The 20,082-nt window shown below is 68.0% G+C and carries 9 protein-coding genes; 1 reads left to right on the top strand and 8 read right to left on the bottom strand.

Features of this window, described 5'->3' with window-relative positions; translation table 11 throughout:
- Positions 1–3: 3 nt before the first annotated feature.
- Genes dpdK through dpdE form a run of 7 tightly spaced genes read right to left on the bottom strand, consistent with a single transcriptional unit; the run spans position 4 to position 15,573 of the window.
- Positions 4–522, bottom strand: coding sequence for a phospholipase D-like domain-containing protein DpdK (gene dpdK, locus V5O40_RS00045; protein WP_332903488.1), 519 nt, complete (start codon positions 520–522; stop codon positions 4–6).
- Complete coding sequence (gene dpdJ, locus V5O40_RS00050) at positions 519–4,940, bottom strand: protein DpdJ (protein WP_332903489.1); 4,422 nt, start codon at positions 4,938–4,940, stop codon at positions 519–521. The genes dpdK and dpdJ overlap by 4 nt, the downstream gene beginning before the upstream one ends.
- Positions 4,937–5,608, bottom strand: a complete 672-nt coding sequence (locus V5O40_RS00055) for a hypothetical protein (protein WP_332903490.1) — start codon at positions 5,606–5,608, stop codon at positions 4,937–4,939. Before V5O40_RS00055 ends, dpdJ begins: the two co-directional genes overlap by 4 nt.
- Positions 5,601–8,690: a protein DpdH gene (gene dpdH / locus V5O40_RS00060; protein ID WP_332903491.1), complete on the bottom strand. Its 3,090-nt coding sequence runs from the start codon at positions 8,688–8,690 to the stop codon at positions 5,601–5,603. The genes V5O40_RS00055 and dpdH overlap by 8 nt, the downstream gene beginning before the upstream one ends.
- Positions 8,683–9,585, bottom strand: a complete 903-nt coding sequence (dpdG, locus tag V5O40_RS00065; RefSeq protein WP_332903492.1) for a protein DpdG — start codon at positions 9,583–9,585, stop codon at positions 8,683–8,685. Before dpdG ends, dpdH begins: the two co-directional genes overlap by 8 nt.
- Complete coding sequence (gene dpdF / locus V5O40_RS00070; RefSeq protein ID WP_332903493.1) at positions 9,579–12,128, bottom strand: protein DpdF; 2,550 nt, start codon at positions 12,126–12,128, stop codon at positions 9,579–9,581. Before dpdF ends, dpdG begins: the two co-directional genes overlap by 7 nt.
- Positions 12,115–15,573: a protein DpdE gene (gene dpdE / locus V5O40_RS00075; RefSeq protein ID WP_332903494.1), complete on the bottom strand. Its 3,459-nt coding sequence runs from the start codon at positions 15,571–15,573 to the stop codon at positions 12,115–12,117. Before dpdE ends, dpdF begins: the two co-directional genes overlap by 14 nt.
- Positions 15,574–16,061: 488 nt before the next feature.
- Here dpdE and V5O40_RS00080 point away from each other — a divergent pair, with 488 nt between their 5' ends.
- A complete protein-coding gene (locus tag V5O40_RS00080; protein WP_332903495.1) occupies positions 16,062–19,130 on the top strand; it encodes a DUF3427 domain-containing protein in 3,069 nt (1,022 codons plus the stop codon).
- An 85-nt stretch (positions 19,131–19,215) separates the two neighbouring features.
- On the opposite strand, the gene V5O40_RS00085 is transcribed toward V5O40_RS00080, so the two are convergent.
- Positions 19,216–19,953 carry a restriction endonuclease gene (locus V5O40_RS00085; protein WP_332903496.1) on the bottom strand — a complete coding sequence of 246 codons (738 nt, stop codon included), beginning with the start codon at positions 19,951–19,953 and terminating at the stop codon, positions 19,216–19,218.
- Between the last annotated feature and the right edge of the window lie 129 nt (positions 19,954–20,082).

The raw sequence follows: 20,082 nt of genomic DNA on the forward strand, positions 1-20,082 counted from the left end.
CTTTCACCTTGCGTTGTCGAAGCGGCGGGTGAAGTCGATCCGAGCAGCACTGGCAATCGCGGGGTCGACGCGGTAGCTGACGATCTCGTCATTGATGCTCATGCCTCGGTAGGTAAAGTTCATCGAGCCGGTCATCAACCAGTCGTCGCCGCACAGTGTCTTCTCATGCACGTCCTCGGCTCGCATCACCTGCGCCTGTCCCGCTGCCGCCTGTCGGAACAGCCGGTCGAGAAAGACATCGTTGAACGGATCGGGTCGCGTCACTACCGACAGTCGCCCGCCCCGATGGGTGGTTGCGGCCAATACCTCAGCAAAGGTGTAGACGCGGCTGGACGGGTCGACGAACACGCTGTCGTAGGCGGCGCTGCGGTTATCGATGACGTCGACGTCGCCGATCCACGGCGACACCAGCCACAGGTGGCGGCTGGGCACCATCAACTCGGCCAGCAGCACCGTGGCCAGGATTCCGTCGATCCGGACCCCGGTGCGGCCACTGGTCCGGATCAGCCGCTCGTCGCTCATTGGGCGAATTCCCGAATCTCAACCACGCACCGCACCTGCGCAGCTTCTCGATCGACGACGCGGACGTCGCCGTACACCCGTAGCGCACCGTGGTCGACGGCGATGGTCGGTACCGTACGCATGGCGGCGGTCAGGTCCGTTATCCGGTCGACTGGCGCGACCAACCGCACCGCACCGCGGGCTGCGATCTCGTCGACGTACCGTTCCCGCCACTGGTGCTCGGTGACGTCTACTTGTGTCAGCCGCTCATCGTGGGCCGCTCGTACGAGCAGGCGGTCGATTAGTGCCTGTGGCGCGTACGGCTGGTAGTGGGCCAACTGCTGCGACCGAGCCTCTGCTCCGCGCGGCCACAGCAGGCTGTACACCTGGTCGGCTCCGAAGCGGCGCGTGTCCAGGCCGGCAATCGCGATGCCGCCCGTGCCGACGAGGTAGGCGAAGACGGCGGCCTCGATCTCGAACCCGAGGCGATTCTGGGTGCTGTCCCAGGCGTGCATCAACTCGAGTACCAGTCGGTCAGTTCCTGCGTCGGTGCCGTGTCGCAGCAGCCGGGTGGACAGGGCCGCCACTGCCTGTTGGCGGGGATGCCCATCGATGGCCGCCCAAGCCTGGAGCAACGTGACCAGAGCGCGCTCTGCATCTGCGGCGGAGGACGGGTTGCGCAGCGTGTCAATCGCCTTCGCCGCCGTGGAATGGGGGTCGGCCACCACGTGCCGCAGCAGTTGGGTCAGTGTGTCGTGCAGGTATTCGTAGTCGCTGGGTGCCAGCGCGCCGTCAACGAGCGCCCAGAATCGGCGCGGGTCCTGCTGATAGTAGGGAACGAGTTGGGTCATAATGCCCAGACCGCCGATCGCGGTTTCACTCAGCCAGATCGTTGTGGGCTTGTCGGGAGTGTCTGGCGGCAGGACGTCAACGATGAGGTCACCGTCCTGGGCGTCCGGACAGGCCCGCTGCGCGGCGGCCAGAATAGCCGCGCCAACGGTGTCCCGGTAGGCGCGCTGGGCCAGGTCCGTGGTCAGCGTCGCGACATCGTCGCACCACAGCAGTCGGCTGTGTCGATCGACGGCGGCGATGACCGCAGGCCGGCGTGCCAGGTCGCTCAGGTCGTTGACCAGACCGCTGGGGGTGGTGCTGCCATCGCTGCGGTAGATGGCGTTGAGCACCTGATCAACGTGGGCCGCCCACCGGCCACCGGTCAGCGCCCGATGCGACTGCTGCGCGTCGGTGTCGATGTCGGTGGCGCGCCGCAGCGCGTATGCGGTGGTGTAAATCAGGGCCAGCCACCCACGCTGGAACGCGTTTGCGTCGTCGTCCAGTTCGGGGTCCAAGGCCAGGGCGGCCTTGAACGCGATGGACCGCCACTGCGGGGAGCACAGGTGCGCGACGACCGCCTCGTCATGGAGGTTCAGAGGCGCCACGGTGAATCGGATCGCGTCCACATCCAGGCTGAAGCCCAGCGCCGCGGGCTCTCCGCGGTGCTGGTACCGCACGGTGCTGCTCACCGTTATTGTCCGTCCATTGCCCGTCACCGTGGTACAGGCGGCACCGGTGGTCATCCGGCGGACCTGAACCGGATTACCAGCGGCGCCGGTGGCGAATCCCACGGACAGCACCCGGTCCTGCCAACTCGAGGGCCGGGGAATAGCGCCCTCGTAGAGGTAGTCGGGGACAAACTGCGACGCCCACACGGGAACGCCCTGTGACTGGTCACGCACCTCTGGCGGCGGTTCCGCCAAGGTGATCAGATGCGGGTGAAGTACCCGTACCGCCGGTTTGCCCGCCGGTTCCCACCAGCCTTCATCGTCGTACTGCGCGGTGAACGAGGAGACCTCGAGAGCTCCCGCGGCCCGCGGGTCGGGCAACGGCAACCAGGTGCGATCGTGCGCGTTGCGGTACCCATACCGGCGGCTCACCCGGCCCGGCACCGCCTCGCGTAGCGCCCGCTCGATCGGCATCGACTCGTCGTCGGCGTTGAACGGCAGCCGGAAATACACCTCCGGCACGTTGAGTGGATCGAACAACGTGCGGGTTACGAACTCCGCCAGCAGGGATCTGGGCCGCGCTCCTGGCTCGGGCGCGTACGCACGCCAGCGCGACTCCAGGCGACGCAGGATGGTCGGGACGACGCTGAGCAGCAGCGACCGTGGCGGCTCCCACAGCAGCGCGGTCACCTCGACGGCGGAGATGTCCAGTGCCCGCCGCAGCCAGCCAGCCAGGTCGGCCTGGACGTTCGGGTCCTCCAGCAGTACGCGCAGTTGCTTGAGCACCGCCTCTGTGCCGGGGTGCGGGTCAGGGGCCTTGGGATCCGGCGCCCGAACCACCCGCCGGGAGTCACACTGGGTACGCCGGCCGACCCAGTCCAGCATCGCCTGGGTCGCCTGGATCTTCAACACGAATCGGTTGCCCACTGGTAGCCGCCGGGCGGGCAATTCCGGGGCGAACAGCTGGTCATAGGCCTGGTAGGTGAGCCGGTCGCGGCCGAAGTCCGACAGCGTCACCACGGTCCACGGCCGGGTGAGGCGGCGCCTGCCCGCCCGACCGCGCCGCTGCAGGAACGACGCGGCATCCCGCGGGGCCTTGTGCTGCATGACAAGGCCGACCCGGTCGTCATCTACACCGACCTCGAGCGACGCGGTGGCCACCACTAGGTCGGCGTCCTGGTCCACCCCGCTGTCCTGGGACGATGTGCGGGCGACCCGCAGGCCGTGGGTCATCGCCTGCGGGTCTAGGTGCCGGCCGATGCGGTGCACAAGATCCCAGGACTGGCCATCGGCGTACTGGTCGTGGGTGGCAGTGTTGGCCGAGCGGAGCCCGGCCAACACCTGAGGGCGGCGGCGCGGCCCTGCAGTCCGGCCACCCTCAGCATGGGTGAGGTCGTTGAACAGGCGGTTGGTGACGTCCAGGTCGTCGGTGAACACAAACCCCCGCGACCCGTACAGCAGTTCGGCTCCGCGCACGTCCAGGGTGCGGGCATGCAGCATTGCCGCCTGGATCGTGGTCGACAGCGGACTGACCCGGGACACCGGATCCACCCGCAGCGCCATCGCGTACTCCCGGCCCTCCTCCTCAAGATCCGCCGGCCGGGGGGTGAGGTAGTCGACGTCGTGGCGGTCGATGCCGGTGAGCTCACCGAAAAAGTCGGCTGCATCGCGCAGCGTCGCGCTCAGACCCACCATCGTGGCCTGGCGGCCCAAGCCGCTGCGCCACCGCCGCAGCAGCAACGCGACCTGGGCCCCGTGCATCCCGCCGTAGGTGTGAGCCTCGTCCAGCAGGACCAGCTTGGGTACCTTCCGGCCGGTCCATCCCAGCAGGGGCGCCTGCCGGGGTTCTGTACTGCTGATGTTGAGCATTTCGGTGGTGGTGAACAGCAGGTCCGGCGGGTCGCGGTGCAGGCCGTCCCGGGTCAGGACCAGGTGCGCGATCACCGGCTGAACGCACCGCCGATCGGCGCAGCGCAGGCGCTCCCGCGGCGGCACAGCCGTGCGGTCGGCCTCGGACCAGACCAGGTCGCCACGGCAGGTGGGGCACTTGAGGTAAGGGCACACAGCGTCGCCGCCGTGCCGGCGCCAGGCCCCGTCGCCGCGATGGCCCAGCCGCCGATCGTCAGCCTTGTACAGGGTGTCGCCGTACAGGACGCCGATGCGCAGCGGCCGGCCCCCGTGTGCACCCTGGGCCTCGTTCACCGCGCCGACGTTCGCCACCGCCTCGCGGAGTTGGTCGCGCAGCAATTCGTTGCGCGGGTACAGCGCCAGGGTATGCACGCCGTCTCCGCCGGCGTGCGCGTAGTCGGCCATCTCCATCAGCGCCGGCAGGTAAAACGCCAAGGTCTTGCCGCTACCGGTACCCGCGCCGACGATCACCGCACGGCCCACGCCAGCGGCGAGCCGGCGGCGGATCGCAGTGCTTGCCTCCACCTGGAACCGGGCCAACTCACGCTCGCCGAGAAGCGCGCGGACCACTGCGGTCTGGCGCTCGTCCAGACCGTTGTCATCCAACGCCGACAGCGCCGCCAGCAGCGACTCGACCGGGATGTTCCGCGCCGGGTAGCGACGCCGAGCTACGTGCAAGCGGTAGTCGGCGACGAGCTTCGGTGATTGGTCCCACCAGCGGCCGGTCCGGTTGGCTGTCGGGAACATCTGACGCAACGCGGCCGTGAGCCGCACCGTCTCGGCCAACCTGGTCCGGTAACTGCGTGGAGATGATCGAGGGATTTCGATCACCAGGCCGCGCCGCTCCAACTCCTCCAGCACTTCATCGGCGAGCACGTCGGGCGCATCAGGGTGGAGCAAGCGCTCCTCAGTCGCGGCCAGTACCTCGTCGCGGGTGATGACGCCGCTGGTCACTCCCCAACTGAGCAGCGGCAGTTCCAGGTCCTCCAGGTCGTCGAGGACCCCGGACAGGAACGGCCGATCGTCGATCATGTGGCCCTCCGCCGGACCTCGACGGTACCGGCGAGCTGCCGGTCGTACAGCAACTGCAGGTCGGCCGGTGTCAGCTTGTCCAGCGTTGTCCCGACCTGCAGACGGCGTAGCAGTTCGAGCACCTCGGGATCGGGATCTGGGGCGTTGTCGAGTTGTGCGCGCAGTTCGCGGTGGCTGATCGCAAACTGCTGGATAGCCGCCGCCCGTGGGTCTCCGCGGCGCAGCTTCTCCAGGTCGGCCAGGGCCTCCTCGGCTGCGGCGGTCTCGTCAGCGGAGAGCATCACTAGCCGGTCCCGGCGCAACTCTGCCAGGCACTGCTCGCACCAGGCACGCCACGCCTCCCGCAACGCCTGCCGCACCTGATTCTCCACCCGCTCCACGGTGCGGGCTGCTCCATCGAGAGCCACCTTGGAGGGCAGCCCGTCGCCGGCGCGCTGGCGGAACCGGTCCAGGCCCTCGTCGACGTTATTCAGCGGGATGTCCGCGCCGTACGAGTTCAAGCGACGCGCGGCCTGCAGCGTGGTGCGCAGTCCATCCAGCTTGTCGCGCAGCCTGCTGATCCGGCTACTCACGGCGACCGCAGTGGCCTCCTCCTGCTGACCCAGGTCGATCCGGCGAGCCTCGGAGGCCAGCATCAGGGCCTTGTCCCGCACCGACTGATTACTCATAGGACTCCTTTCCCAGGTGCGGATTCGCCACGATCTGCTCCCATTCGGTGTGGACCTGGCGGACCTGCTCGGCTAGGTCCTCGCCCAGCCCGCCGGTGCGCAGGTGGGCCGCCTGCAGGCCGGCGGTCAGCCAGTCGTCGCAGGAAGGCAGGAAACTCATCAAGGCGCCCAGGTCCGCGCCGCGGTCACGGCTGGCCGCGGTGATGCACGCCCTCCGCCATTGGGCATCCTCGGCCGACTCAACGCGTTCTAGGTCGCGGCGCAACTGCTCGACGATCCGCCAGTCGCGGGTCTTCATCGCGGTCAGTTGCGTCGGGAAGGTCTGCCGCATCTCGCCGCCGGGCAGCAGCCCCACCTTCGTCGCCTCCTGAAACGCCTGCTCGACAGCGTCGAGGGTCTCACTGACACTCGCGCCGACCGGCAGCCACTCGGCGAGCCGGCTACGGTGCTCCCGCAGCATGGTCAGCTGGGTTTCCACCAGCGTCTCGAAATGGCGCAGCGGAGCGGCGGCGTCCCTGTACCAGGACGCCGCGGCCGTGCCGGGCTCCCAGGCCCAGTGTGCGGCGGCCTGTCGCACCAGCGGCATCGCCCGGCCGGCGTCGAGGATGCGGACGGCGCCGGAGGAGCCCTGCGCGACTCCCAGCAGTTGCCGCAACTCCGCCACCAGCGCGCGGCGGTGGACCCGATGTTTCTCGAAAGAGTCGACCCAGCGCGCAGTGCGCAGTGCAGCATCGGCCAGAGTCCACGAAGCGCCGTCATCGAAGGCCAAAGCCATCAACTCGGCGTCGCTCATGCCGGGCCAGGCTCGCCCGGCCAGCGACGCGCCAAGCAGCGACGCCGTCAGACCCGCTGTCAGGTGCTCGTCATCCGCAGACCGGACTCGCTGCACCGCCTGGATGAGGTCGCCCTGGTGCCGGTCGGCGAGCCGGGCCAGTCGCGGCAGTGCGGCGGTATTGCCGGGGTCCTCCACCCCTTGTTCCAGGGTGAGCAGGTGGCGAAAGAGCATGGCATTGTGCGCGTTGCGATTGAAGCGGATCGGCGCGCCCGCGTTCTGCGCCTCGGCGTCCGCGTCCTCGATGGACACGACGCTCGACTTGACGGGCCAGGCCGAGCGCTTCACGTCGGCGCTTGGCTCTGCCATCAGCGGTGTACTCCAGTCACACCGGTTGACCACTGCGGCACTGACGATGCGCCGGATTGCCAATGCGGTGTTTTGAAGCAGCGGACGGCGGCCCGCCTCCCACTCGGCAACGTCCTCGACCATGGTCCGCAGCGAGCGGGACCACTTGTTCCGCGGATCGACGGCAGGTGTCGGTTGCGAGACCTGGGACGTGGTGCTGCCCGGCGTGGCGGTATCTGACGCGGCGGGTGCGCCTCTTGTCTGCGGCGAACTGGTGGGGGCGGTCGGCGCGGTGGAAAGGGGGTTAATCGCGAACGCCTCATGGATGCCCGGCTCCAGGTTAAGTGCTTCCGGCGGGGCGTCTCCCCAGAACTCCAGCAGCAACGCGCGTCGTTCGTGATCCACCGGATCGAGGTCGGCGATGTCCACCTTGACAGCGGGCGACAGCGCCCGCTCGTCGCGGGCAAGCGGGAATTGCTCGCGGAACCGGGGGCTGGGGAACTGCCCGGTGGCCAGTGACTCGGCGTCCTCCAGTACCGGCCGGATAACCCGCCCGATAATCCGGCGTGGGTTGAACGCTGCGTCCTCGGTGGCGGTGCTCATGACGGCTCGGCGCAGGGCCGGCCAGTTGAACGGGAACAGGCCGTGTCCGCTGTCCGAGACGCCGAACGCCTCGTGGCAGGAGGTCCGGAACTGGCAGTCCGCGCATGCGTTCGGAACGGGAGCGTTGTTAGCCACGCCGGCCGCGTCCAGATTTTCCGCGCCGACCCGAGCGGCGTTGAGGTACCGGCCGACGAAATCCATCGTGTGCCCCGCACCCTTGGTCTCCGAGTCGAACGCAGCGTCGAGGTCGTAGACGTACGGGGTGGCAGCCTCGACTCGCGACACCACGGTCTTGGCCAAGTCCCGGTAGTAGCCGGTGGTTACCGCCATTAACGTGCGTACCGGGGCTAACACCTGCCGGCCGTCACGCACGCCGGCCTCGATCAGTGCGTCGAGCAGGTCGCGCTGCAACCCCTGGATAACCGCGAAGTCCTCAATCAGGAGGATGATCTCTTTGCCCTGCTTGTGGTACTCCTGGCGGATGGTGAGCATGGCGTCCTGTAGCCGGCCGCCGAGCTTGAAAACCTGCTGTACTGCGGTGGAGAGGTTTTCGGTGATCAGGTCCGCTGCAGCCTTCTGCAGCAGTGGCCGATCCATCATCATCGTCAGCAGCGACCGTACATCGCTGGCGGCCGCGTCGACGTCGGCGATGTGTGGCAGGTCTGCCGGAGTGAACTGCGTCGGCCGGTCCGCCTCGCCGTCACCCCGGTCGTGCAGCAGGCTGGCCGCCAGGCGAGGAATCAGCGCGCCCTCCTGCGACAGGTGGCCGCCGACGTGCACGTCCCGCAGCACCATGGCCAGCTTCGTCGGGCCGACCAAAGCCCGGCGGTTCCTGTCGGTACCGGGATCGGCCGCCGCAACCGCTTCGGCGAGGGCGAACAGCAGGTGCCGCTGGAGCGCCTGCTCGTCCATGCCGCTGGCCAGGTCGTCGACCTGTCGGCGCAGTTGGATCAGCTTCTCGCTGATGATGTCCTCGCGGTCCAGCAGGATCCGAACCAGGGCGCGCAGGCTGGTGCTCGCCTTGGGCACATGGATCACCACGCGGTTGTCGGCCGGCCGCCGCCTGGTGCGCTCGTACACCCAGCGCACCAGGTGCGACTTACCGGTGCCGGGCTCGCCGATCACCGGCATGAGTAGCACGCCGTTGCCCAACGGCCGGTGCAGGAAGTCCTGCAGTACGTCCTCCTCGGTGACCGTCGTGCCGGCCACGTCGGCGCGCAGTTGCGGGTCGCGGCGACTGATCCGCAGCGGCGCGTGGGTGGCGAGGAACACCGAGGTGGACGGGCTGACCGCCTCAGTGCTCAGCGTGGCGATCGCTGTGGAGACCTCCCAGCAAATCCGTTCCGGCTGGTCAGACATCGTCGACCGCTCCAATCTCGACATGAGTGAACCGGCCAACTCCACCGGCGGCCCGTGGGTCGCTGAACTGGACGCCGCCGCCGGCGTCCGCGGGCGCGCTCAATATCAACCAGCCTTCTTCGCGCCCCCGTTGCAGCGCGAACGACAGTGAGGCGGCCACGTCCAGCAGACCCGGCTTGAGGCCCAGCGCCACGCTGAACCTTCCACCGGGCAACACCGGCAGCGCGTAGAGCAGTGCGTCAACGAACTCCTGGGCGCCCAGTCGGGTGCCCAGGCGCCACTGCTGCCGCACCGTACGACGCACTGCCCGAGTGCAATCGGGCACCAGTGCCCGCGCTCCGCCCGAGGGCAGCAGCGGCGCGTCAGCGAAGCCCAGCGCCGGCGCCCAGTACGTGAAGCCGTTCCACCGCTCCTTGTTCTGCAGTGGGTTGCCGAGGCCCTCGGCCAGAACGTTGTGCTGCTCGATGCCGAAGGTGTTCGCCGTCACCCGGGTCAGTTGGCTGTCCAAGGTCAGGAACCAGCACAGCGAGCGCAACAGATCCTTGCCCTGGGTCTGTGACGGATCGGTGGCCAGTATCTCGGCGCTGACACGGTTGAGGACGCGCTGGCGCAGCAGGTCATAGAAGGCCTCGATGTCCTCGCCGTCGACCGCCCGCGCCTCGGCGGACAGCGTCAGAGCATCCTCGGTCCGCTCGACCAGGCCGAACTCTTCGGCGGTGCGTGCGGCTCGCTCGAAGGTCCGCTGCTTATCACCCTCGGGGATCAGGCTCGGCGGGCTGAGAATGGCCTCCGCCTCGGCTAACCGCTGCCGCTTGCGAGGCTGGCCAGCGAGGTGACGGACCAAGGCCCACAGCGGTCGTGGCAGCGACGATTCGACGTTTATCAGCGCTACCATGCGGAGTCCCTTACCAGGATGTCGAGCGAGACGGACTTGTTCATGTACCGCAACGGCGTATCCGGCCGCTGCTGATCGGGCAGATCGGCCGGATGGACGAGGTAGGTCGGATCCGGTCCGGCCAGACGGTCGACCAATGCGGCCGGCAGCGGCGCCCGCGCGTCGTCCAGCAACCAGACCAGCGGACCCTCGTACGCGCCGAGCATGCTGTGGTCGCCGTCCACGATGATCGGGCTCGGCGCGGCTCGGCGCTGCGCCCGGCGTACCACGGTCGCGGGCAGGGCGGGTCCCCCCACCACGACGTAGCCACGGCGGGCGAGTGCCTCGATCAGATCCGGTACGAGGTCTTCGAAGTGGGAACGCTGGGACCAGGCGATGCTCAGCAGTGGGCTGCCGCCCCGGTACCCGGCCAGTGGATCGGGCGGCTGGGGCCAGCTTGCGCTGTCGGGCCATGGCTCGGAGCCACGGCGGCGCAGGCCACTGATGTCGGCAGTCCGGGCGGTGCGGCGGCAATAGGGGCAGCTGCGGCAGAAGCGCGCGGTCGACAGCACCCCGCCGTCCCAGGGTACCCGGTAGTACTCGGCCAGTACGTCCGCGACGCAGCGGTTTCCCTTGACGAGGGTGGACAGCTGTCGCAGCGCGACACGCTGCTGCTCCTGCACCTGGTCGCGCTGGACGTTGAATACTGCCTCGAAGTAAGCGGGGTCGTTGAGCCGGCCGTCCAGTTCGGCGACGACCCGGAGCACGGGGTGGCTACCCGCAGGCGGGGCACCCTCGCTCTGGTCCTGCCGCTGGGCCGGCGCCTCCTGGCGGATCAAATGGGCCCGCTCCATCAGATTGAGTAGCTTGACGTTCCACTGGATGTTGCGGGCGGATTCGTCGTGCAGGTGCGGCGGTAGCTGGACCAGGTCGATCTCCAGCCTGCTGTCCGGCAGCCAGCGCGCCTTGCTGCGCATGGCCTGCCACCGTAGCCAGCCGCGATCGTCGCCGATCAGGATCATGCGGTTGATCCGCTCGGCCAGGTTCAAGTCGCCGGGCGCCGTCGCCAGATACGCCACACAGGGGCGGCCGTCTCGGCCCCCGCGCCCCACCTCCTGGTAGTAGCGGTCAATAGTCTCGGGTAGGCAGGCGTGCACGACCGCGCGGACGTTGGGCATGTCCACGCCCAGACCGAACGCCGAGGTGCCGACGACGACGTCGAACCGAGTGTCAGCCGGCGCTCCGGTGGCATCCTCGCCGCGCCACCCTGCAAGCACAGCGCGTCGCTCCGTCTCGGTGGACTCCCCGGTCAGACGGGTGATACGGCCGAAGCCGGCCCCGTCCAGTCGGTTGCACCACAGTTCGGCGTCCTCGCGGGTGGTGGTGTAGAGGATCAGCGGCCGAGGCAAGGCGCTGACTGCCTCCAGCACCGCTTCGTCGCGCGCGCCCCGGTCGCCAAACTCGTCGACCAGGTAAATCGGCTCAGATCTGGTGTGCGACGCCCAGACCAACTCCAGGGGTCCGGGGCCGCCGAAGGCACTGGTAAGCGTCTGGACCTGTGCGGCGGTGAGTGTGGCACTGATCGCCACGGTCACCACCTGCCGGCCGGGCGGGGCCTGGTCCAGCCAGGAGCGACGCTTGGCAGTGATCGCCTGGAACTCCGGCCGGAAGTCGTTGCCCCACTGCTCAACGATGTGCGCCTCGTCGATGATCAGATGCGTCAGGTGACCGGCTGCCGCAGCGGCGTCTAGCGCGCTATTCAGGCCGCTCATCAGCGCCTCGGGAGCGGCGATCACCACGCGCTGTTGGCCCGAGCGGATATCGCGGCGGATCGCCTCCTTCATCGCCTGGTCCTGGCCACCGGTGTAGGCGTACGTGCGCGCCGCCCCCGCGGCGTCACCGCATTCATGCAGGTGCTGGCGGAGTCGCCGCTCCATGTCCAAAGCGAGGACCACGGTCGGTACCACCATCACCGCAACACCACCGTGCCGCGTCGCCGGTAACACGCTGGCCCACGCCACCTCGGTCTTACCCTGGCCTGTCGGGAGACAGGCGATGACGGTGGCGCCGGGCGGCGCTGTAGCCACGGTACGCGCGGCCTGGCGCTGCCCGTGGGAGGTGTAATGGGTAAACCGTGGGCCCAGCGCCTCGGTCCAGAAGGGGTCCGCCGGCACTGTCAGTGCACGGCTGGAAGCGTCGGTGTAAACCTGGCGCAGGTCGGCCCGGGCGATTTCATCATTGGGAGGGGCCCACGGTTCAGCGCTGATTCGCAGCCCGTCCTGGGTGGCCAATGTCGCGCAGAGCGCCGACTCCCACTGTCGGGCGTCCGGCAGCGCAGGATTTAGGGGCACCACCAGCGAAAACTGGACGCCGGTGCGAGCGTGGTGTTCCAGTAATACCTGACGGGTCAGGGCGGTAACGTCCCGCCACCGCGCCGTACCGCGTGTCATCCCGGTCAGCGCATCGCGGAGTCGCAGACACGTGCCGGCAGCCGGAATGTCGCCGCAGCCGTCTGGCCACGCCCGCCAGATTGACTGCGCGGTGGCCCAATCATCGAGGGGCACGGCCGTCTCCCCACAGGTCGCCCCCGGCAACACATATCGCGGCCACAACCCGCGGCTTCGGCGTGCGCAGGCCATCTACGAGAAGGCCGCCCAACAAGACATTAGTGACGTAGCTTTCGGTGTCTGATAGCAGGCGGCCGGCAGCCTGCCGAGCCAGTGCCTGCGCCCGTTGGACAGCCAGTGCCCTAGTGCCTTCCTCGTAGGCTGCGGCAGTTCTGTTACGTACGCGCTCGCCCTGGGCGACCAGATGCCGAGCGGTAGCCTCGGCACTGCGGGCGGCAGCGGCGAAACGCTCAGGCCCGCCGAAATTATCCAACAGCGCGGTGATTCGATCAGAGTTAAGGTTTACGTCGCGCTGGTGCGTATACGGGGCGTTCAACCAGCGCAGCAAGGACTCGTCGGTGACTTGCACACCCGCAGCGTCCAACCAGATGCGGTCCATAAAGGGCGGCAGCAGCAGGTCGGCCTGGTGCCGGATGGCGTGTCGGGCTTCCGTGCCCGCCGCCGAGTGGGAGAGCGCAGCGTCCAAGTCAGCTTCCACCACAATGTCAAAACCAAAGTGAACCGACTCCTGCGATCGCCCACGACGCCACAGCGCGGAGGCCTGCCCCCGATCGTCGATTGCCACTACGGCGGCGAGTAATTCGACGAGAGGGTTACCGATGCGGAACAGTCGCACCCCGGGCCGGCGCAGGCTCACGTTGCGGTTGAACGCCCCAGTCATGCTGTCGGCCGGCAAACGACCACCTTCCTGGGCCAGGATCAGCGGTGAGATCAGTGGTGGACTCCGGTGGTCGACCCCTATCGTGACTACCGGCCCACTATCGGGCTCGGCCGAGAGCCGCAGGCCGCCGCTGGCACCCTGTATCAGTGCCCGCAGGGCGCGTTCGTGCTGCGGCCAGCTTTGCTCCATCCGGTCGATCCGCTTAGCCAGGCGCACTCCCAGTGTGGCGTGATGGACGGACTCCAGCGCGTCCATCGCCTCGATTTCGCGGCGCTCGTGCGCAAGTGCAGCGGTGATCTTACCGGCGAGTGCCGTCATTGCCGTCGGTCCCTCGCGCAGGGCCACCTCCCAGGCTTGGACCTGCAGCTCGTCCAAGATGTCTTGCAGAGCCGACAACGAACCGTCGAATGCGCCAAATGCCCGTGTCAGCAACTCACGCCAGGCCGCGACGAACGAGTCGTCTGCGTTGCCGCCCGCCTCGCAGTGCTGGGCGGCGGGCTCGCTGCTTGCGCCGAAGCAACCGGAGAAACGGTCCACCCGGCCCAGTCGCTGCTCCAGCCGGTTAGGCGACCAGGGGAGCCGCAAGTGAACGACAACATCGGCGTCCTGCAGGTTGAGCCCGTCCTCGCCGGTGTCGTCGACGAGCAGGAGCGCTCCGCCAGCGCGCCAGCGGTCCAGGTCAGCGGCAACTTGGGCGGCAGTACGGGCGCGCGTATGCCGCAGTACCGTCCATCCGGTGCGTCGAGCTAACACCGCCCCGAGGTCGTCGGCTAGCTGGCCCGGACCACAGAATACGACGGGCCGTTGCCGGCCTCTGACCGCCTGGGCGAGGTCGCTGATGCGCAGCGTGGCGGCGCCTGCCGCGTCGTCCAACTCGGTCATTGTCTGACGTTCGAACGGCAGCGGCGGTGCTTGCCGCAACAGTTTCCGCTCGGTCGCCGACAGGCCGGCTCGATCTGCGGCGGCCGCCTCGCCGTCGAGCCGCCATCGCAGCGCGTCAGCAAGGTCGTGAGACAATTCGTCGGCCCGACTAGCGAGCACCGCCAACACCTGGCCATACCCGTGTCCGCGTTGGTCGTCATCGTTGTCCAGCAGCCACTGGGCCACCCGCTGCTGCCAACCCAGCAGCGCCTGGTACACGAGGTCCGCCCGCTGGCCGCCCAACGTCAAGGCGTCAGGGCGGCGACGACCGGTGACCTCGAACGGCAAGAGGCCGTCGTCGTTCATGCGAAGCACCTGCGTCCGACGGTGCCGAATCATCCGCCGGTGCAGCCGGTAGGTCTCGCTGATGTGCGCGCGCAGCACCTCCAGGGCGCCGGCCAGCCGCGGCCGGTCGGCCTCGTCGCTCAATTCGTCGTCCTCGCTGAGGAACTGGCGGACATTGTCGGCGAGTCGAGTGAAGGCGGCATCGTCGGGGATCAGTTCCGCGATCTCCGACAGCACATCCGGCAACAGCATCTCGAGATCCGCGTTGAGCCCGTGGACGGCGTTGGCAAGTCGCCGCCGATCGGCGAAGCGCTGCCGGAACTGTTCGAGATCCGCCCACCGGTACAGGTGGGGATCAAGCAGGTGCAGCAGGCTGAGGTGCAACTCCGGGCGAGCGGTGGCGGGCGTCGCCGACAGCAGGATCAACCGGGGAACGGCGTGGGCCAGGGCCGCCAGTTGCGGGTAGGGCTCGTCGTGAGGGTTGCCGGCCCGGGTGAGGTTGTGCACTTCGTCGATGACAACCAGATCGAACCGGTGATACTCGTTCCAACGCTCCGGTGTTTCATGCTGGCCGATCCGGATTTCTGCCTGAGGGAAGTCCTCGGTGAAGAACTTGGTGCGCAGTTCGCTGCTCCACTGCCGGCGCAGGATGTCGGGGGCGAGAACAGCGATTCGGGCAGTCGGATGGTCGATGAGGTGCTGCCGGATGACCAGCCCAGCTTCGACGGTCTTGCCCAGGCCCACCTCGTCAGCCAGCAGGTAGCGCTGCACGGGATCGGTGAGCATAGTCAGCGCCGCGTCGATCTGGTGCGGGTAGATTTCGATGGCGGCGGACACCAGCGCTGAGAAGTTTGCCGAGGCCGCACGCTGGGTGACCAGGCTGTGCAACATCGGTAGTCGCGCGCTGCGGTAGTAGGGGGATTCGTTCGCCCGCGCGGCCAGCACCTCAATGGGAGATCGCACCGCCCGATGCCAGCGAACCCGTAATTCGGCACCCGAAACCCGGACGTCATAATCGCTGTTCGGAAGGCGGATTGCGTACTCGTCCGGCCCACCGGCGATCACTCGACCGGCATGCCACGTACCCGTCCCAGCATCCCGCCAGAACACCCTTGTTTCTGCAGGCAGAATGACCGGTCGACATTCACTGGCGGGTAGCGACCAGGTGGCAACTACTGACTCGGCAACAGATTCGAACGCCTCAACCTCCACACTGGCACCAACTCGGGCCTTGATCCGAGCGATCCCGGGGATGCCTGGGTGCTGCACGAACCGCCCAGGCGCGATGATCGAATGGTGTGCTGACGGAAGGTGGGCAGAGGCCAGTGGGGCCTTCGCAGTGTCACCAGGCATGCAGAAACCTTTGGGTCGCCAGGTGCGGGATTGAGAGCAACTGGCAAAGGTCAGCCCCAGGAATTGAGGCACCGCCGGCGTCGTGGAGGGCACGTCGGTAAACCCACGCAGCAGCGCTGCGAGCCGAAACAGACCCGGACGCGCCGATTCGGTTGGTAGCATCAGCCCTTACCATCCACTTGCCGGCTCCCGCTAACGGTTCGACCGCACCCCCTCGACGAGCGCCGGAGAGCAGTTCAGCCAGCACGGCGGTGATGACCCACTCCGCTTCGACCGCGGGCGGCACCTCCAGCCCAGCAAGCATCGACCTCACCTCCCCACAAGGCGTGCCGCGACATTACCGGCAGGCCCCCCACCGGTGGGAACCCCAAGTACTCACCCGTTCAGCCGGTCCCATCTCACCTCTTTGCGCCGTCAACAACCCGCCAAGCCAACATTGCTCAACGGCAACTACTGTCGAGGTCGCGACTGCTTCCCAGCTCAGGGAGTAGGCCATCGAGAACCAAGCGCCACGGCGGCTGGCCGGCAGTGACTGGTGAACGGGGAGACCCTGCAGCGATGTTGAGCACGACTGTCGGGGACCCGACAGCAGAACTTGGACTCCACGCCACGACAGGCGCTTAGTTCCCTTGGCCGACTAAGTTGCCGGGGTGACGGATCTTGAGCGTGGCATCTACGAGCACCTGATCACTCACGAGTTGGCTAGCCGTCTTCAACACCTCGGCTCCGCTTTGGTGCAGCGCGCCAAGCTCGATCCCTCCGACGCTCCCGATGCCCTCGCCCGCCACATCGCCGCCCTGGCCCACCGCGCTCTGCACGCCGTCCCCGCCGACGACGACAAGCTGTCCCGGCAGGTGGACCTGGCTAATCGCATCGCCGAGGCCATCGCCGCTCTCAGCCCGAAGGCAGCGGCGGGGCAGGACCAGGTAATCGACGCCAGAAAACTTCTGCACGCCATCGCGGCTCCGCCGACGCCGCCCGCGGCACCCGCCTTCCCGGTGCGCCCCACTACGCCGCTCTCCACGGGCGCGTTGCTGGTCAACGGTCGTCATCAGCCGCGCATCGGTCACGAGGTCACCCACGAGATGGCGTCCGCCGACCAGGTCGACCTGCTCTGCGCGTTCATCAAATGGCATGGCCTGCGCATCATCGAGCCGGCCATCCGCGACCTGATTGACCGTGGCGGTCGCCTCCGCGTCATCACCACGACCTACCTCGGCGCGACCGACCAACGCGCCCTCGACCGCCTCGCCGAACTCGGCGCTGACATCAAGATCTCCTACGAGACGCGTACCACCCGGCTGCACGCCAAAGCCTGGCTGTTTCGCCGCAACAACGGCATGACCACCGCGTACGTCGGGTCGTCGAACCTGTCGAAGGCGGCGCTTGTCGACGGGTTGGAGTGGAACGTCAGGATCTCCAACGTCGAGCAGCCGTACGTCATCGACACGTTCACCGCCACGTTCGAGGACTACTGGCACGACCCGGCGTTTGAGGATTACCAGCCGGCCAGGGACGGTGAGCGGCTGCGCACCGCACTGCGCGGGGAGCGCCGCGACGAGGCGTCGACCGAGATTGCCAACCTGGATGTGCGGCCGTACCCGTACCAGGCCGAGGTCCTTGCCGACCTGGACGCCGAGCGGAAGGTGCACGGCCGCTGGCGCAATCTGGTGGTGATGGCCACCGGTACCGGCAAGACGGTGGTCGCGGCGCTCGACTATCGCCGGCTGCACCGGGAGAAGGCAGTCGACTCGCTGCTGTTCGTGGCGCATCAGGAGCAGATCCTGCGGCAGAGCCTGGCGACGTTCCGGCAGGTCATGGGGGACGGTAGCTTCGGCGAGACGCTCGTCGGGGGCCGGGCGCCGCAGCACTGGCGGCACGTCTTCGCCTCGATCCAGTCGCTGCACCGGCGGGAGATCGACCCCGAGGCGTACGACATGGTGATCGTCGACGAGTTCCATCACGCGGAAGCGCCGACGTACGCCCGACTCCTCACCCGACTGAAGCCGCGCGTACTGCTGGGATTGACGGCGACGCCCGACCGCAGCGACGGCGGCGACGTGCGGCGGTGGTTCGACGGTCGCGCGGCCGTGGAGCTGCATCTGTGGGAGGCGCTGGAGCGGCAACTGCTCGCACCGTTCCAGTATTTCGGGCTGCACGACGACGTCGACCTGTCGCAGCTTCGATGGAAGCGCGGGCAGGGGTACGACCCGACTGAGCTGGACGGCGTCTACACCGGCAACGACGCGCGGGCGCGGATGGTGCTGCGGGCGGTCCGGGACAGCGTCGACGTCGACCGGATGCGGGCGCTCGGGTTCTGCGTGAGCATCGGGCACGCCGAGTTCATGGCCGACTGGTTCGGCAGGCATGGTGTGCGGTCGGCGGCGATCACGTCGCGGGTCGACGCGGCCGGGCGGCAGGCGCTGCTCAAGGAGTTCCGGGACGGCACGGTCAAGGTGCTGTTCACAGTTGACCTGTTCAACGAGGGTGTGGACCTGCCGATGGTCGACACCATCCTGATGCTGCGGCCCACCGAGAGTGCCACGATCTTCCTTCAGCAGCTCGGCCGTGGGCTGCGCCTGGACGACGACAAACCGTGCCTGACCGTGCTCGACTTCATCGGCGGGCAGCACGCCAACTTCCGCTTCGACCTACGCTGGCGCGCTCTGACCGGGGTCAGCCGCCGCGCGATAACCGAGGCGGTACGCGAGGACTTCCCGTCCCTGCCGAGCGGCTGCCACATCCAGCTCGACCGCGTGGCCAAGGACATTGTGCTGGCCAACCTGCGCTCGGCGATGCCGACCTCGAAGACCGGGCTGGCGAAGGAGTTGCGGCTGCTCGGGGACGTCGACCTTGATGTGTTTCTGCACGAGGCCGGCGTGGAGATCGAGGACGTGTACCGGTCGGCGAGCGTCGGCGGGTGGACCGGGTTGCGGCGGCTCGCCGGGCTGGAAGCCGCGCCGGGCGGGGCGGACGACCGCGAGTTGAGCCGGGCCATCGGGCGGATGCTGCACCTGGACGATCCGGACCGGCTCGACCTGCTGGCCCGGGTGGCGGCGGGCGAGCGACCGGAGACCGGGCAACTCTGGGACATGCTGCACTTCGACCTGTGGGGGCCGAACGCGCCGCTCACCGAACGCGAGGACCGGCTCACCCGGCTCTGGGCCGAGCCGGCGCGCTGCGCCGAGCTGCGGCAGGTGGCCGAGGTGCTCCGCGAGCGCATCCACCGGGTGACGGTGCCGGTCGACGGGTTGCCGCTCAACGTGCATGCCCGCTACAGCCGCAACGAGGCGTGTGCCGCCTTCGGCATGGCGAACCCGGGTTCGCTGCGGGAAGGGGTGAAGTGGCTGCCGGATGCCAAGGCCGACATCTTCTTCGTCACCCTGGTCAAGTCCGAGCAGCACTACTCCCCCACCACGATGTACGCCGACCGGGCCATCACCGACACGCTGTTCCAGTGGGAGTCGCAGAGCACCACGTCATCGACGTCAGCGACCGGCCAGCGCTACATCCACCACGCCGCACGGGGCTCGACTGTGCATCTCTTCGTACGGGAGACCCGGGTGCCGGACCGTGACCTGGGTGCGCCGGCCTACCTGTACGCCGGCCCGATGACGTACCAGGAACACACCGGCGACCGGCCGATGCGGATCATGTGGCGGCTACGCCACCCGCTACCCGCCGACATGTACGCTGCCGCCCGCGCTATCGCTGCCTGACGTCGGCGACAACCTGAAGTGGTTGTCCGGCCGGAGCCCTCGCCAGCTCCGCCTGTTCATTCGCCCAGCCGTGTCCCGTGGACGTCTAGTCTTCGACGGTTCCGCGCGACAGGGCAGCGATTCCCGAGACGATCAAGACGATTGAAAGGCCGATCCAGACAATCCTGACCACCGCGTCACCGAGCGACTGGAGTGCAAGCGCCATACAAACCCAACCCAGCAGCAACGCGATGCCGAACCCCAGACGGACCCGCCCCCTAGGGGTGGCCCTTCCCGTCCGCACGCCTGCGCTCGTACGCACGCCTGCGGCAACCTGTTTCGCCTCCAGAGCTCTCAGCCCGGTGGAAAACCCCGCCAGCATCCGCGCGTGTGCCGCAGTCTCCTCCTGCTCGCTATCAGCCCGCACGGCAAGGCGGGGCTGCTCGACCGCGGCTCGCTGAGCCTCGAACCGCTGCAGGAAATCCCGAGCAGTGCGGTTCTCGGCCTTCATCGAGCCTGCAAGCGTGTACTTGAACAAGCAGATGTCCATGTCATTGGCGTACTCGACGGCGTGAGAGGTGAATCCGGCGCCGGAGAAGACAAACAAGGCCTTCTCGGCACTTCGCCCCCGAGCGCCGACCAAGCGCTGCAACACCGGTCGCCCAACCTGGACTGCCTCGTATTTCACCTGGGCGAGCGCTTCGTGTGAACGGACGTCTACGCCTGAATCGGCACCACCGTTGGTAACGCGTGCGTCGCGAAAACCCCAGTACCGCATCCATTCGGCAGCGTTCAGCTCAGCTTTCTCCCAGCTGTCGATCGCCTGCGGGGATGGTTCCGTCAAGGGTTCCTCCTCGGGTGGACCGGTGGCCGTCTCGGGTGCCAGGTGGCTGAGGTGGCAACCGATCGTCGAGCGCTGGACGAAGTGGGGCTGACCGTCCTCGGCAAGAACGGCCCCGGAGTGCGTCTCCGC

The organism is Micromonospora palythoicola (genome assembly GCF_036689795.1).
Lineage (GTDB): Bacteria > Actinomycetota > Actinomycetes > Mycobacteriales > Micromonosporaceae > Micromonospora > Micromonospora palythoicola.

Excerpts from the sequence above, each read along its gene's own strand:
- dpdE (WP_332903494.1), bottom strand. The coding sequence starts at position 15,573 with ATGCTACCAACCGAATCGGCGCGTCCGGGTCTGTTTCGGCTCGCAGCG.
- V5O40_RS00055 (WP_332903490.1), bottom strand. The coding sequence starts at position 5,608 with ATGAGTAATCAGTCGGTGCGGGACAAGGCCCTGATGCTGGCCTCCGAG.
- dpdK (WP_332903488.1), bottom strand. The coding sequence starts at position 522 with ATGAGCGACGAGCGGCTGATCCGGACCAGTGGCCGCACCGGGGTCCGG.
- dpdG (WP_332903492.1), bottom strand. The coding sequence starts at position 9,585 with ATGGTAGCGCTGATAAACGTCGAATCGTCGCTGCCACGACCGCTGTGG.
- dpdH (WP_332903491.1), bottom strand. The coding sequence starts at position 8,690 with ATGTCTGACCAGCCGGAACGGATTTGCTGGGAGGTCTCCACAGCGATC.
- dpdJ (WP_332903489.1), bottom strand. The coding sequence starts at position 4,940 with ATGATCGACGATCGGCCGTTCCTGTCCGGGGTCCTCGACGACCTGGAG.